Consider the following 15,373-nt stretch of genomic DNA (forward strand, 5'->3'; position numbering starts at 1 on the left):
TCGGCCTTCGGCCGCCCCGTCCGTGCCATGGAGCAAGCCTATACATCTGAACAGAATTCCCGACTCAGAAGACTAGGAGCATGCCTGACCCAGGTCGCTGGGCAGCGCCCGGAAAGAGGGTCCTGGAAGCGCTGCAGCGCAGCGAGTCGCCGGTCCGGTCGCCAGCGGCCGTACCGGGGCCGACGTGAGAGAGACGTCGAGCAAGGTGCCCTCGGCTGATCGGGAACGGCCACCGGCGGCCGTTCTATTGGAGGCTGTCGTATGCAGAGTCTGGCCACGGTTCGAGGTGTCCTGCCCACGGGTCGTGGTCGCCGTGGATGGCGTCCTGGGCAACCGGACCGGCGAAAAGGTTCGGGTCCGGGTGTGGGGGCTCGGGGTAGCGGGAGGTGTCCTGGCCCCAGGCGGCGAGTCGGTCGATGGCGTACCAGCGGTAGGGAGTGCCGCGGGCGGCGAGTTCGTGGACTGCGTCGGTCAGGGCGGGGATGTGATGCGCCAGCACCGGGTCGGCCAGCAGCGGCAGGATCGCGAAGAGGGCGGCGTCGCGGACCTCCTGCTCACTGTCGCCGAGGAACGGGTGGACCGCGTCGTAGAGGGCTGGGCGGGTCGCGAGGAAGGCGTCGATGTCTTCCTGCGCGCCGGGCGGCCACTCCGGCGGATAGTCCGTGTCCTGGGCGGTGCCCCCGAGCCAGTCGAGCAGAAGCACCCGCAGCGAGGACAGCTGCTCGCCGTGCTGGTCGATCTCCCAGGGCCTCTGCTTGGTCACCATTGCCAGTGTCCGCGGATCGCCCAGGACCGCGGCAACGAACAACGCCGCCGGCGCCGTGGCACTGTAGAAGGTTTCCTGGTGCGTCACCGCGTCGAACAGATCCCGCACCGCCGCGCCCTGGACCCGCGGATCGTCATCAAGCAGCTGCCGCAGGATCACCGGCGTCATCGGCGCCACATTCGGGCAGCAGTGCTCCACGGCATTCCAGTCCGTCCGCAGCAACAGCGCCCGCACGTCCACGAGACCCGCGCTCCCACCCTCGTTCGTCATCCGGCGAGTGTGCCAGCCACCTCGGACACGCCAGCTCTGAGGCAGCGATCCGAGAAACCGGCACGAGAAAACAGCGCACGGTTGGAATGACGCTCCCTGCCAGCTGGGGCCTCCGGCTGGAGTTCGGCCAAGCGCGAGGCGTACGCCAACGACCAGGGTGCCGCGACCTCTCTGGTTGCGGTCACGGCCCGGACGAACCGTTCGAAGGCGGACCAGGACCCGGCCGAGTGGCTCCCGCCCGCGTCCGACCACTGCCGCTACATCGGCGAGTGGATCGGCACCAAGATCCGCTGGGGCCTGGCGGTCGACAAGGCCGAGCTCGAGGCGCTCAAGACCTTCGCCGACGGCCCCTGCGAACCGTCATCGACCACCAGCCGGCCCCGTAGAGCTCCAGCCCCACCAGGTCGTGCAGCAGCGGTGACCCGCGCCCTTCCAGGGCGTTGATCAACCGTGACGATGTACACGCTGGGGATCGAGGGCGGCCCGCTGGACGGCGGAGCGGCGACAGTGGACGCCGACGACGACGGCCGGCCGCCCTACCAACAGTGCTGGAATGGTGCCGTGTACGTACGCGAGCCGTTCGGATTCGAACCTCACGACCCTCACTGGCACTACTGCCATCGAGGCGCGAGCACAGTGTGACGCGCTCGGCTCCCGCTACCGGATGGGCTCCGCGTCCTCGGCGCCCGTTCCCAGGCCCCGTCGCGAGATCGGCGACGTGGTGGGGCGCACTCCAAGGGTTCCGCGGGCACGCAGCTCGCCCAGGTCTGGCAGATGGACGCCAGGCAGCATGTCGAGAAGGTTCGCCTGGGCGGCATGGGTGTGCGCGCGAGCCTCGAGCCTGTGCCTAGCTTGCGGCGAGTGGCTACGTGATCATCGCACGGGCGAGCCTCAGCGCCAGCGGCGCTGTTCGTCATGGACCCACGTGGCCAGACCTGAGTTCTGCGGAGCAACTGGTGAGAGGCAGGTCCACGCAGCCCGTGTTGACGGCAATACGCGGCTGCATGCCTGGCTCTTGTAGTTCCTGGCGGTTTCCGCCCATGTTCGCGGCGCTTCGCCGATGCGCGCCCGTGAGCTGGTCCGCCATGTCCGGGAACGGGGGTGATGCTGGCTGGCTCGCGTACGACCGTGTACGTCATCGACTGGAACCCGACAAGATGGCCGCCTTCGGTGACGGTGTGGCCAAGGCGGCCACCAAGCTGGGCACCACGTCCGTCACATCTACACCCACCTCAACAACACCACCCCCTGGCTGATCCCTCTTCCAGCAGGCCGACTACGTCGGCCGTGTCATGGGGCTCCACGGTTAGCCGTATATCGCCGTCGAGACCGGTCAGGCGCTGCCGAACGTGACCATGACCCGGCTTCCCGGCCCGGCCGGCAGCAAGGGGCGCACCTGCGTGGCGCTGCGTGCGTCGTCGACGACGAGCAGCAGTAGCCCAGCCCGGACGAATACGCGTGCCGAAGGCCATCCAAGACTCGCCGCGCTTGCGTCAAGGGCGGCACAGCCGTTCCACCGACCGGTAGCCATCTCCCGGTTCTTCTCTCCGCGCTCGAAGCATTCCGAGGTCTGCAGGCGGATCGGCTGCCACGCGGCCCTGTCAGCCTCGGTCAACCCACCGCCTTGTGTATTTCACGGTCCAGGACTACCTGAGCTGAGCGGCCGCCGATACGCAAACGGCGCCGACAACACTCACCCAAGCTCATTCGGAAGAAATTCACAATCCGTCAGATTTCCGAGTCCTCCTGCCATTCGACACATGTAGGCCGCTGCCCTCCGGAGAGAAGGAATTCTTTTACTGCCTCCCGTACGAGGGGGAGGGGGATCTCTGCTGCGGCAGGAAATTCGGTTGGATTTCCTGCAATGTGATAAACAACTTCCCCACTCCTGGCCACCGAAGGGCTGATCGAGACATAATTTTTGTCGTCGACAAAGCTTACGACCCCGGCCTGCCGCTCCCTGTTGACGCCGACCAGGAATTCATGATCAGGAAACCCTGAAGGAAGGGTTTCACGCTGCAAACTCTGCAGAACGGCCATGCTCTCAAACTCCGCTCCGAAGGCAAGGGAATCGATTAGGGTGTCGACGTCCTCGGGTGAACAAATAACCGCCGGCTCATCTGCATGCTGCTGCCTGTAGTAGGCCTGTGCTTTAAATTCCATCACATTCCACCTATCCCCACGCTCCCGTTTCCGTACGTATGGAAATTGAATCCACCCTTTCCGTTCGGTGTTATGCGAACGCGAGGCCTCGGCGGGCGGGCTTCTGGCTCGCCGTTGCGACTCGCCCCGGCCGCTGTCTGACCCCACGTCCGCCACCACGTCGCCCCTCGACAACAGCCAGACCCCTCGAAGTCACCCGCACCGCCACCGACGGCACCAGGAACGCCAACAGCCTCCTGTACGGCGCAGCCTGGCGCGCGGCCAAGGCCCTCGGCTACACACGCCTCATCACCTACACCCAGGCCAGTGAGACCGGCGCCAGTCTCCGCGGCACCGGATAGTGGACCGTCGCGGAGCGGCCCGCCCGCCCAGGCTGGACCTGCCCCTCACGTCCCCGAGAATCCAAGGGCACAGAGCACATGCCCCGGACCCTCTGGGATGCCGCCTGGCACCGCCGCGGCATCCGCTGGCCCTTGGCGCTCGGGCAGTCGGAGGGGCCGCGTGCCGCGTCTTCCCGGCCGCTGGCCCGGCGGATCCTCGACGAAGTCGCCGAGGCGCACGACCGGGCCGACCACGCCAACCGCGACGCCGCCAGCACCTCGACAGTGATCCGCAACTTCGCCCTGCCCTGCACCAGCCACTGCCGGAAGGCCTCCCGCCAGCTACGCAACGCCCGGGGCCTGGACCGGCTCCGCGTCCAGACCACGATCGGCTGATCACTCGCCCGTGAGGCCCCGGCCCCCGAACTTCCGCCCGCCCGGAGACGAACGTCTGCCCCCGGCGGGCGTTGGAGGTGCCGGGGAAGCAGCATTGAAGGGCTTTCCACACCGTCGACCATGACCGCGCAGCCCGCCTCTCGTCAGCCTCATGTCGAACGGTTCACCGAAGTCCCGATTTTCCGCACGCGGTACTTCCGTAGACGGACGATCGGCCGCCTTCGACCAGCGCGAGGCAGTCCAGGCTGGCGGCGAGGCCCAGTGATGACCGTAGCCTCTACGTCGAAAGCCGCAGCGCCAGATGCCACCTCAGGCTCATCAACGGCCGCGGCGACGTGGACCTTGTCCGACAGCGCCCACGCACTGCTCGAGCTGACCAGCAAGGCCTCCTGAACCGGGACCGTGCGGAGATGCTCACGGGGCCAGGGATCGATGGCCTGCTTGGCCGCGATGCGGTTGTTGAGCCGTGAGAGGGCCGGAAGGACGCGAGTGAGGTTGTGATCTGAGTCACTGTCACATCCAGTAGTCGCTGTGGCGTTGGGCGACCAAATAGGAGTGTCGGGTTCCGGCTTCTTCGGTGCAGCCGTCACCCCTGGAAGTGGCTCCACATAAAGCGCTGCCAGCGAGTTGCCCGCATCCGAGTTCTTGGCTCGCGGTCCGGCCCTTATCTGAACCGCACTGTCGACTGTGACAGAAAGTAGCTGACGGGTCGCCATGTGCGAATCCCTCAGCTTCTGACATGTGTAGACATTTGCTTCGAATCCATGCTGCGGGCTGGGGCGTGCCCATCCCGTCAACACCTTGACCCTGCACCGCGGTTAGGGATTGACTCGCGGAACTTTTGAAGATCTTTTGACCGTGAGGTGGGGACTGTGAAGTTGCGGTGGGGGAGGCGTGCGCTTAGACGCAGGCGTCGGGCAGCGGCGCTCACGGCGCTCACAATGGCGCTGTCCGTGATGACACTCCCGGCGGCGTCGGCAGCCCCGGCCACGGACTCGCCCCTGGCGTCGCTGACCGAGGGGCAGAAGGCGCTGGCTCAGGCCAGTGAGTCTGGTGAGCGCGTGGAGGTTGTGGGGGAGCGGTCGGAGCAGACCACGGTCTTCGCGAATCCTGACGGATTCTCCTTCACGCTTGAGGAGTCTTCGGTTCCGGTCCGAGTGACGGACCCGCAGGGTGGCTGGCGCAGCCCGGACGCCACACTGGTGCGGCGTGCCGACGGTTCGGTAGGACCGAAGGCGGCGGCAGTGGCCATGTCCTTCTCCGACGGCGGTAAGGACGAGCCGCTCGCTCGGATCGCCGAACAGGGCCATGCGCTGGCACTCAGCTGGGCCGATCAGTTGCCCGAGCCGGTACTTAACGGCGCGAGTGCCGTGTACCCCGACCTGTTGCCGGACGTGGACCTGAAGGTCACTGCCACCACCGAGAGTTTCCGGCACGTACTGGTCGTCAAGACGCCCGAGGCGGCCGCACTGCCTGAGCTGAAAGAACTCACCTTCGGTCTGAGGACCGAAGGGCTGACGGTACGCGAGGGGGCGGCCGGGAATCTGGCGGCGGTCGACGGCAACGGCAATACGGTTTTCAAAGCTCCGCCGGCGCAGATGTGGAATTCGGCGGGCAAGCAGCAGGCGGCCCCCGCACCGTCCAGCGCCACCACCGATTCCATTGGTACAGCCACCCAGTTCGGCAGCATGGCCGCCGTCACGGAAGGGGAGCAGCCGCTACCGGGGGACCCGTCGGAGAAGGCACCTTCCGGGACTGGCGCCGCGCCGGGGCAGGGCGACGCGGTCGCCCGTATGGAAGTTGCCGTCGACAAGGACAGCCTGTCCGTGACCCCAGACACGGGCCTGCTCACCTCCACCGCACCCGAGGCGTTTCCGATCTTCATCGACCCCACGGTTTCCTGGAGCGAGTCCGAGCGCACCCTGCTGCGCAGCGACGGCTACGAGTCCTACGGCTGGGACAACGGTGACGACGACCGCGGCATGGGCGCAGGCAAGTGCGGCACGTGGAACGGCTACTACTGCGGACCCGGCTATGTGCAGAGGCTGTACTTCGAGTTCTCCCCGGCCAGTTTGAAGGGCAAGCACGTCCTCGACGCCACCTTCCGCGTCACCGAGCCGTGGGCATTTCAGTGCGACCCGCGCTGGGTGGAACTGGTACGGACGAACAACATCTCCTCCGCCACGACCTGGTCGTCGCGGCCGGCGGAGATCGACTGGATGGTCGACCGCAACGTGTCGGCCGGCCGCGGTTCGCTGTGTGACCCCGACTCTCCCGATGCGCCGATCGAGTTCAACGACAACCTCCCCGACGAGCCGAACGAGAACCTCACCGCGACGGTCCGAGATTTCGCGGCCGGGAAGTTCTCACGGCTCACGCTGGAGATCCGGGCACAGGACGAGTCCGACACCTCGGCATGGAAGCGGTTCAAGAACGACGCGGTGCTGGCCGTGGACTTCGTCGGTCTGCCCGACAAGCCCACATCCGTAGGCATCGTGACGGGGTCCGGAACAACCTGCGAGACCACGGAGTCGGACCCTGCCGTCGTGTCCGATCCGACACCTGACCTCAGGGCCACACCCCAGACCAAGTCCGGCGGCGAGCAGGGTTCTCAGCTGCGGGTCTACTTCGACGTTGATCACAAGAACGCCGACGGTTCCTGGTCCGACACGCCGACAGCCGGGGACCGGAGACCCTCCACCGGCTACGTCGGGGACGGCGTTCCCCTGGTGATGGCCTGGTCGCCCGCTCTGCTGGAAGGGAAGCTTTACCGTTACAAGGCTTACGTCGAGTCCTACTACAACAACGGCAGCAGCCGACTGTCCGGGCCTGTCTCGAGCTACTGCTACTTCAAGGTCGACCCAACAGCGCCCAAGGCGCCGATCATTGGGATCCACTCGCCGTATGCCGCCTGCACACCCAACGACTGCCCATCGAACGGTGGTCCGGGAGTTAAGGCCACGTTCAGCTTCAAGCCGGCCGAAGGCGACACCGGCAACGTCGCCTACCAGTACAAGCTCAGCTCCCCCGCTGCCTGGACTGCAGCGACGAAGGTCTGCACCCCAGGCATTTCGGATATGCACTGCTTGAAGCTGCCGCTGTCGTCGCCGGACGTGAAGATGCAGGGCACGTTCACACCTGCACGTGCTGCTACGTACCGGCTGTACGTGCGTGCCCAGGACGAGGTCGGTCGTTGGGGGGCACAGAACGTTGTGGACTTCCTGGTAGCGCCCGGTGCGGGCCCGGTCGGACGCTGGCACTTCGACGAGGCCGAGGGCCCCGCGAAGAGTTCCGCGGGAGCGACAGCCCACGACGCAACGCTGGCCGGTGGAGCGGGACGCGATGATCGCGGACGCCGTGGCCTGGTCACCCACGATGCACAGGGAAATCCGCTGACCACGGCGATTATGGACAGAGGCCTCGCCCTTAACGGGACCACGGGCTACGCCGGCACGGTAGGCCCGGTACTTGAGGCACGGGCGTCGTTCACGGTCTCGGCATGGGTGAGGGTGGACCCTAGCTCCACGAGAACAGTCAATGTGATCAGCCAGACACCGCAGACAGCGGGTCCATGGACCAAGAAGTACAGTCCCTTCGCCCTCACCTATGGCGGCAAGTGGAGCATGCGCGTTCACTCCACGGACGGCACGTTCATCCGCGAGGCAATGGCTGCCCAGACATCGCCCAAGGGTGTCTGGACCCATGTTGCGGGCGTCCACGACGCGGCGAACAAGAAGATGCACCTCTACGTGAACGGCAAGCTCGAGGCATCCGCCGACGCCGGAACCACGTGGAACGCGGACGGCCCGTTGCAGTTCGGCCGTCTCATGTACGGCGATGTGCTCACGGACTACATGAACGGCTCCATCGACGAAGTAGCCGTATGGCAGGTGCCACTGACCTCCAGCCAGATCGCAGATGAAGCCCAACTGAAGACGTCCGAGCACTTCGCGGACGTTGAGCTGGTGGCCGACTGGTCTGCAGATGGAAGCGGCGGTACCTCCGTCGCAGATCCGACGTCGGGATACGGCAGGACGCTGACCCTGACCGGCGGCACAGCGATCGAGAACGGGGAGATCGTCTTCGACGGCGTCGACGACGCGGCCGGCGCAGCCGGTCCGGTCGTCGATGACACCGGATCCTTCACCGTGACGAGCCTGGCCACGCTGGACAGCGCCAAACTGCTCACCAAGGAAATCGGCTACACCGGGCAGGTGCTCGGCCAACGCACCGCTGATGGCTCGGCGTGGGGATTCTGGTTCCAGCTGACCGGCACGGAGACCGTCCTCAACGACGACTTCGAAGAGGAGACCGTTCCGGTGGGCTTCTGGCACTTCGGCCGGTTGAACACGGACGGCACATTCACGTCGGTCCGCTCCACCGAAAGCGCGGTGCTGGACAGTGCCGTCCGGCTGACCGGCGTTTTCGACGCCCAGGACGGCAGCGTCCGGCTGTACCTCGGTGGCATGCGGGACGGCGAGCCCAAGGAGTTTGCCGCCAGGGCGGGCTCCGGAGACTTCGCCATCGGCCGAGGCTTCACCTCCGGCGCCTGGAAGCACTACATGCCGCAGCGCATCTCCGAAGTGCGGATGTGGGCCGGGGCGATGGCGAGTGAAACCCAAGTCGGGCTTGCAGTGGGCGACTGAATCCACTCTGCGGGCGGCTGCCCTCTGCCGCCGCCCGCACATGGTCTCCGACCGGGGGCCGTCGTGCAGCGAAGTACGGACTTTTGCGGCAAGCGAATGGGGCGGGGCAGATGAGAACGGGTACAAGGGCGTCCAGACGCTGGCGCGGTGCTGTACACGGATGGAGTGGCCGCATGCTGGTGCGGTCCGTGGCACTTGTGCTGATGGTGCCCCTTGGTCTGGCAGCGCCCGCCGCCCAGGCGAAACCGGGCGGACTGGGGCGCCCCGACCTTCCCGAAGATCGGGTCACCAAGGTCAAAGCCGTCAACGGGCTCGGGGCCAAGAAGGCCCGTCAACAGGTCGCCAAGGACAAGGCAGCCAACGCCGCACAGGCCAAGAAGGCCACAGCCGAACAGAACGCCCGGTGGCCTCACCCCGGTACCGCGACGGTGCCACTTGCCGCTGGTACGGAAGCCAAAGCCTCCCCCGGCGGACTGCCCGTATCGGTAAGCCCGCAGAAGGCGAAGCACACCGAGCCGGCCGGCGAGCAGGCACGGATCACGGTGCTCGACCAGAAGACAGCCCGTAGGGCCGGTGTCACGGGTGTGCTCCTGAAAGCCGAGGCCGGCAAAGCTGGTGTCGCCGAGGTAAGCGTTGACTACAGCGGCTTCGCCGCCGCGGTAGGCGGCGGCTGGTCGCAGCGCCTGCGCCTGGTGCAGTTGCCGGCCTGTGTCCTCACCACCCCCGACGATCCGAAGTGCCGCACGCAGACTCCCCTGAAGGCGCACAACAACATCGCTGGTCAGGCGCTGTCAGCCACGGTCGCCCTCGGCGAGGCCCAGGAGGGTCCCGCACCACAGCTTGGGACCACGGCCGCCGCGTCAGGCGGGCAGGCGACTGTTCTGGCCGTCACCGCCGCAGGTACCGGCTCGGGTCAGTCGCCGACGGGTACCGGAGACTACTCGGCAACCGAACTGTCCGCTTCCTCGTCTTGGGTGGCTGGCGGCAACTCAGGATCGTTCACCTGGTCCCACGGGTTCACCATGCCGCCCGCAGCCGCGGGCCCCACCCCCAAGCTCACTCTGTCCTACGACTCGGGCAGCATCGACGGCCGCACCGCCACGACGAACAACCAGGGAACACTCGTCGGTGAGGGATTCAGCCTTTCCGAGTCGTACATCGAGCGCGGCTATGGCAGCTGTGAGGACGACGGCCACGACGACGTCTTCGACCGATGCTGGAAGTACGACAACGCCCGGATCGTCTTGAACGGGAGTGCCAGCCGCCTGGTGAAGGTCAGCGCCACGACCTGGCGCCTGGAAGGCGATGACGCCTCCAAAGTGACCCGCTCCACCAGTACGGACACCGAGAACGGGGACAACGACGGCGAGCACTGGACCGTCGTCACCGGCGACGGAACCAAGTACGTCTTCGGCCTCAACAAGCTCCCCGGTGCCGGCACCGAGCGCACGAACTCCACCTGGACCGTTCCCGTCTTCGGTGACGACTCGGGCGAACCCGGCTACTCCGGGGGCACCTCCTTCGCCGACCGCTCTCTGACGCAGGCGTGGCGCTGGAACCTTGACTATGTCGAGGGCACATCCGGCAACGCGGCCACCTACTGGTACGCCAAGGACACCAACTACTACAAGAAGAACAAGTCCACCACCGCGAACGCCGCCTACATCCGCGGCGGCTACCTGACGGAAATCAAGTACGGCCTTCGCAAGGACGCCCTGTTCACCGACGCAGCCGATGCCAAGGTCACCTTCGGCTATGCCGAGCGCTGCCTCGTCTCCGACTGCGGTGACCTGACCGCTGACACCTCAGACAACTGGCCGGACGTCCCGTTCGACGCGATCTGCACCAAGGACGACACCGACTGTGTCTCGGGAAGCCCCTCGTTCTTCACGCGCAAGCGGCTCACCGACGTCAACACCTCCTCCTACAACGTCACCACGGGCGCCTACGACCAGGTGGACTCGTGGAAGCTGGACCAGGAGTACCTGGACGGCGGGGACATCGGCGACACGTCCGACCACGTTCTGACGCTCAAGTCCATCCGGCGGTGGGGCAAGACGGCAGGCACCGTCATCGGCCTGGATCCGACCACGTTCACCTACCACATGCGGCCCAACCGGGTGGACGGTACCGATGACATCCTCCCCTTGACCCGCCCCCGCATCTCCACCATCACCTCGGAGACAGGAGCCATCACCACCGTCACGCTCTCCTCGCCGGAGTGCGTGCGCAGCCAGGTGATCGGCGCTGCCGAGGACTCCAACACGCGTTCCTGCTATCCGCAGTACTGGAACATCAACGGATCCCTGGACGCGTCCGTCGACTGGTTCCACAAGTACCGCGTCCTCGCCGTAACCGTCTCCGATCCCACCGGCCACGGCCAGACGGTAGAAAACGCATACGCATACTCCGGCGCCGCCTGGCACCACAGCGACGATCCGTTCACCCCCAAGGAAGAACGGACCTGGTCCGACTGGCGCGGCTACCGTCAGGTGACCGTCTACAAGGGGGCCACGGACACCACCCGGTCCAAGAGCGTCTCGCTCTACCTCCAAGGCATGCACGGCGACAAGAAGAAGGACGGCACCACACGGACCGTCACCCTTCCCGCCCTGACAAGCCCAGCACTCGGTGTCGCGGCGCTTCAGGACACGGACCAGTACGCCGGCCAACTCCGGCAGAGCGTCACCTACGACGGCACGACCCCGATCAGCTCGGTCGTCAACGAGCCCTGGTCGAAAGAGACCGCCCGCCAAACGGACGTACCCGACGCAGGCGATCACGTCGCACGCTTCGTGCGAACGAAGCAGACAACCACCTACACCTACCTGACTGCCCCCAAGACCTGGCGGGCCCGCACGATCGCCACCAGCTTCGACGACTACGGCATGCCCACCCACGTCGAAGACCAAGGAGACGCCCAAGCCGGCGACGAGACCTGTGCAGTCACCTGGTACGCACGCAACGCGGACGCCGGCCTCATCAGCCTGCCCTCCCGCAGCCGCCTCGTGTCCAAACCGTGCGCCACCACCGATGCCCAGCTCGATCTGCCGACCGACGCCACACGCCGCGGCGATGTCCTGGCTGACACCGCAGTTGCCTACGACAATCTCACCTGGTCGCCGACGATGAAGCCGACAGCAGGCCTCCCCACGTGGACCGGCCGCGCCCAGGCCTACACCACAGCCGGAGTGACGTGGCAGAAGGTCTCCACCACCTCCTACGACACCCTCGGCCGCCCACTCAGCGTCGCGGACGCAGCCGGCAACACGACCTCCACCGCCTACACACCCGCCGCCGCCGGCCCACTCACAAAGGCGATCACCACCAACGCCGCCGGCCACCGAGCAGCCACCTTCCTCGACCCACGGCGCGGACTGCCCCTACGCAGCTACGACGTCAACTCGAAGCTGACCGAGATCGCCTACGACGCCCTCGGCCGCACCAAAGACGTCTGGCTGCCCAACCGAATCCGCAGCAGCCAAGCACCCAACTCCAAGTACACCTACAACCTGAGCAAGACCACCCCGTCCTCGGTGTCCACAGCGACGCTCAAGGCCGACGGCGAAACCTACAACACCAGCTACGCGATCTACGACTCCCTGCTGCGGCCCCTCCAGACCCAGGCCCCGACACCGCAGGGCGGCCGACTGCTGACCGACACCCGCTACGACAGTCGTGGTCTCGCCTACGAGACCCACGCGGACATCTTCGACAACACCAGCACGCCGAACGGCACCTACACCCGCGCCGAATACGGCGAAGCCCCCACCCAGACCGAAACCCTCTTCGACGGCGCCGGCCGCGCCACCACCAGCACACTGCTCGTCGGCGGCATCAAGAAATGGTCCACCACCACCAGCTACACCGGCGACTCCACCGCCACCACCGCCGTGGAAGGCGGCTCCGCCACCCGCACCATCAACGACACCCGTGGCCGCACCACCGAAACCCGCGCCTACGCAGGCACCCAACCCCTCGACACTGAATTCGGTGACGCCAGCAGCACCGCGCACACCTCCACACGCCACACCTACACCCTGGACGACAAGCAAACCTCCATCACCGGGCCCGACGCAGCCAGGTGGACCTACACCTACGACCTTTTCGGGCGGCAGGTGGCCGCCAGCGACCCCGACAAGGGCACAACAACCACCGTCTTCAACACCCTTGATCAACCGATCAAGTCCACCGACGCACGCGGCAAGTCGATCCTGACCGCCTACGACGCGCTCGGCCGCAAGACCGGCACCTGGTCCGGCTCCCAGATCGATGCCAACCAGCTCACCGCCTACACCTACGACACCGTCCTCAAGGGGCAGCCCGGGGAGTCCACCCGATATGTGGGTGGCAAGAGCGGCAAGGCCTACACCAAGGCGGCAACCCAGTTCGACAGCCTGTCCCGCGCCGTCACCACAGAACTGCGTCTACCCGCAGACGACCCGTTCGCCCAAGCAGGCACAGCGTCGACCCTGACATTCAACAGCCACTACCGCATCGACGGCACACTCCAGAGCTCCCAAGAACCTGCCCTCGGCGGCTTGCCTGCCGAATCCGTCGAGCTCGGCTACAACGGACTGGGACAGGTAACGTCAATCGGCGGCTCGACCGGCTACCTCCTCGACGTCGACTACTCGGCGCTCGGCCAGCCACAGCAACTCACCATGGGCACCGGTTCGACCGACGCCCACAAGCGCACCTACATCACCAACACCTACGAGGACGGCACCGGCCGACTCACCCGCAGCCACGTCACGGACATGACCCACCCGTACATGCTGCAAGACCTCAACTACACCTTCGACCAAGCCGGCAACGTCACCTCGATCGCCGACCCGACCAACCTCGGCGGCACCAGCTCACCCGAGACCCAGTGCTACACCTATGACGGCCACCAACGCCTCACCGAGGCATGGACCCCAGCCTCACAGAAGTGCTCCGACCCGCAAAGCGCGACGGGCCTCTCCGGCCCGGCGCCGTACTGGACCAGCTACACCTACAACCAGGCCGGCCAACGCACCAGCGAGACGATCCACAAGGCCGCAGGCAACACCAGAACGACCTACTGCTACAACGGCAGCCAGCCCCACACGCTGACAGCCACCAGCACCAAGGCCGACGCTGACTGCGCCACAGCCGCACCCAACTACGCCTACGACCGGACCGGCAACACCACGAAGCGACCCGGCAAGACTGCCGCACAGGACCTGGCCTGGTCGGACGAAGGCCAACTGACCAAGCTGACCGAAAACGGCACGTCGACCGACTACCTCTACGACGCCGACGGCACCCTGCTTGCCCGCACCACCCAAAACGGCGAACGCGTCCTGTACGCAGGCTCCACGGAACTCCACCTCACCAGCAGTGGTGCCACATGGGCACAGCGCTACTACGCCGCCGGCGATCTCACCGTCGCGCTCCGCAGCAACCAGGGTGGAGGAAGCAGCAAACTCACCTACCTCGCCGGCGACCACCACGGCACTCAGAGCCTGGCTGTCTCCGCCGACGGCACGCAGACCTTTAGCAAGCGCTACACGAGTCCCTTCGGCGCCGACCGAGGAACTCCCATCGGCAACCCGTGGCCCGACGACAAGGGATTCCTCGGCAAGACCGACGACAAGACAACCGGCCTCACCCACATCGGCGCACGCCAGTACGACGTCGCGATCGGCCAGTTCATCAGCGTCGATCCCCTTCTGATGCCGGAGCAGCACCAGTCTCTCAACGGTTATTCCTATGCAAACCAGCACCCAACCACCACATCCGACCCCACTGGGCTGTGTGAGGACCCTGGCAGCGGCCGCTGCCACCAAAGCAGCACCTCAGGCAGCGGCAAGAAGCCGACTCACGACCCCGCCTTCGAAGAAGACCCAGGCGTAGCGGGCGGCAACTGGGGATCCGACTCGACGGGAGGAGGCGGTTCCGGCGAATGCTATTACGCCATGGGCATGAATATGTGCTCAGGCCCTACGAGTTCACCGGGCGAGATCCTTGTTGACAAGCCGCAGCCGATCAACGTACCAGGCGGATATCCCGCGGGTGATCCCAGTATGAACGCACCCTGCAGCGGCTGGACTTGCGCCGCCGTATGGGGAATATCAATCATCGCAGCCGCGGTAATCGGTTCACCCATTTGTGCCGCCATGCCGGCGGCGTGCGGATCGCTAGCGTTCGAAGCCGCAGTGATGTCCGAAGCGCCTGCGCCCATGGCGTTCAACGTGGGCGGCGCATTGCGCATGGCGCCAATGCGCTTTGCGAGGTACTCCAACCAGGCGTATAAGGCCCCGGATAATATTGCTCTTATGAAGCTTGTAAACCCTCAGAGAGGTCGCACGAATTGCCGGGGTTGTGCGCTCGCGGTCGACTCGATCCTTGCTGGAAAGGGAATGCCGCCCTCAAGGGTTCCTGGTGGAGTGCGAGGTAATATGGAAAGGGGTAGTGCGCGGTCTGTGGAGGTCAATTACCCGGGGCGAAGCTTCCGTGGAGCTACTCTCGGAGGCATCATCGGTGAAATTCAGGGAGCTGGACACGGTGCACGAGGCATTGTTTTGGGGTCGAATCGCAAGGAGGGGCACGTCTTCAATGTTGTCAATCATCGAGGGACGGTTGTTTTCCTGGATGGGCAGAGGGAAAGTGCCGCTGGGCATTTGGAGAACTGGCGTCACTATCACCTGTTGAGGACCGACTGACTTTACGTTAGAGCTCTGCATTCGCATCTTCGGGTGCGGATGTGACTCTAATTTGTGGCGGCCTGGATGGACATGGGACAGGGGGTGTTCCGGCTTGGTGGACATCGTGAATGCGGGTTTGGC

General features: G+C 65.8%; 8 protein-coding genes and 1 pseudogene. 6 read left to right on the top strand and 3 right to left on the bottom strand.

Going from position 1 to position 15,373, the window contains the following annotated elements; translation table 11 throughout:
- Positions 1-244 precede the first annotated feature (244 nt).
- Positions 245-1,036 (bottom strand): hypothetical protein, encoded by a 792-nt coding sequence (locus ACTMTU_RS34610; RefSeq protein WP_441267391.1) that lies wholly within the window; start codon positions 1,034-1,036, stop codon positions 245-247.
- 102 nt (positions 1,037-1,138) lie between these two features.
- Between ACTMTU_RS34610 and ACTMTU_RS34615 the strand changes: the two are divergent.
- Positions 1,139-1,480: pseudogene (locus ACTMTU_RS34615) on the top strand (hypothetical protein); the annotation flags it as partial.
- Positions 1,481-1,486: 6 nt separating this feature from the next.
- Positions 1,487-1,678 carry a hypothetical protein gene (locus tag ACTMTU_RS34620; RefSeq protein WP_441267392.1) on the top strand — a complete coding sequence of 64 codons (192 nt, stop codon included), beginning with the start codon at positions 1,487-1,489 and terminating at the stop codon, positions 1,676-1,678.
- 691 nt (positions 1,679-2,369) lie between these two features.
- On the opposite strand, the gene ACTMTU_RS34625 is transcribed toward ACTMTU_RS34620, so the two are convergent.
- Positions 2,370-2,651, bottom strand: a complete 282-nt coding sequence (locus ACTMTU_RS34625) for a hypothetical protein (RefSeq protein ID WP_441267393.1) — start codon at positions 2,649-2,651, stop codon at positions 2,370-2,372.
- 113 nt (positions 2,652-2,764) lie between these two features.
- Positions 2,765-3,199 (bottom strand): Imm1 family immunity protein, encoded by a 435-nt coding sequence (locus tag ACTMTU_RS34630; protein WP_441267394.1) that lies wholly within the window; start codon positions 3,197-3,199, stop codon positions 2,765-2,767.
- A 38-nt stretch (positions 3,200-3,237) separates the two neighbouring features.
- Between ACTMTU_RS34630 and ACTMTU_RS34635 the strand changes: the two genes are divergently transcribed.
- The 4 genes from ACTMTU_RS34635 (at position 3,238) to ACTMTU_RS34650 (ending at position 15,250) form a co-directional block, all read left to right on the top strand.
- Positions 3,238-3,540: an XF1762 family protein gene (locus ACTMTU_RS34635; RefSeq protein ID WP_441267395.1), complete on the top strand. Its 303-nt coding sequence runs from the start codon at positions 3,238-3,240 to the stop codon at positions 3,538-3,540.
- A 78-nt stretch (positions 3,541-3,618) separates the two neighbouring features.
- Positions 3,619-3,915, top strand: a complete 297-nt coding sequence (locus ACTMTU_RS34640) for a hypothetical protein (protein ID WP_441267396.1) — start codon at positions 3,619-3,621, stop codon at positions 3,913-3,915.
- Positions 3,916-4,856: 941 nt separating this feature from the next.
- Positions 4,857-8,561, top strand: coding sequence for a LamG domain-containing protein (locus ACTMTU_RS34645; RefSeq protein ID WP_441267397.1), 3,705 nt, complete (start codon positions 4,857-4,859; stop codon positions 8,559-8,561).
- 173 nt (positions 8,562-8,734) lie between these two features.
- A complete protein-coding gene (locus tag ACTMTU_RS34650; protein ID WP_441267398.1) occupies positions 8,735-15,250 on the top strand; it encodes an RHS repeat-associated core domain-containing protein in 6,516 nt (2,171 codons plus the stop codon).
- The last annotated feature ends 123 nt before the right edge of the window (positions 15,251-15,373 follow it).

It is taken from the genome of Streptomyces sp. OZ13 (genome assembly GCF_052068155.1).
Taxonomy (GTDB): Bacteria; Actinomycetota; Actinomycetes; order Streptomycetales; family Streptomycetaceae; genus Streptomyces.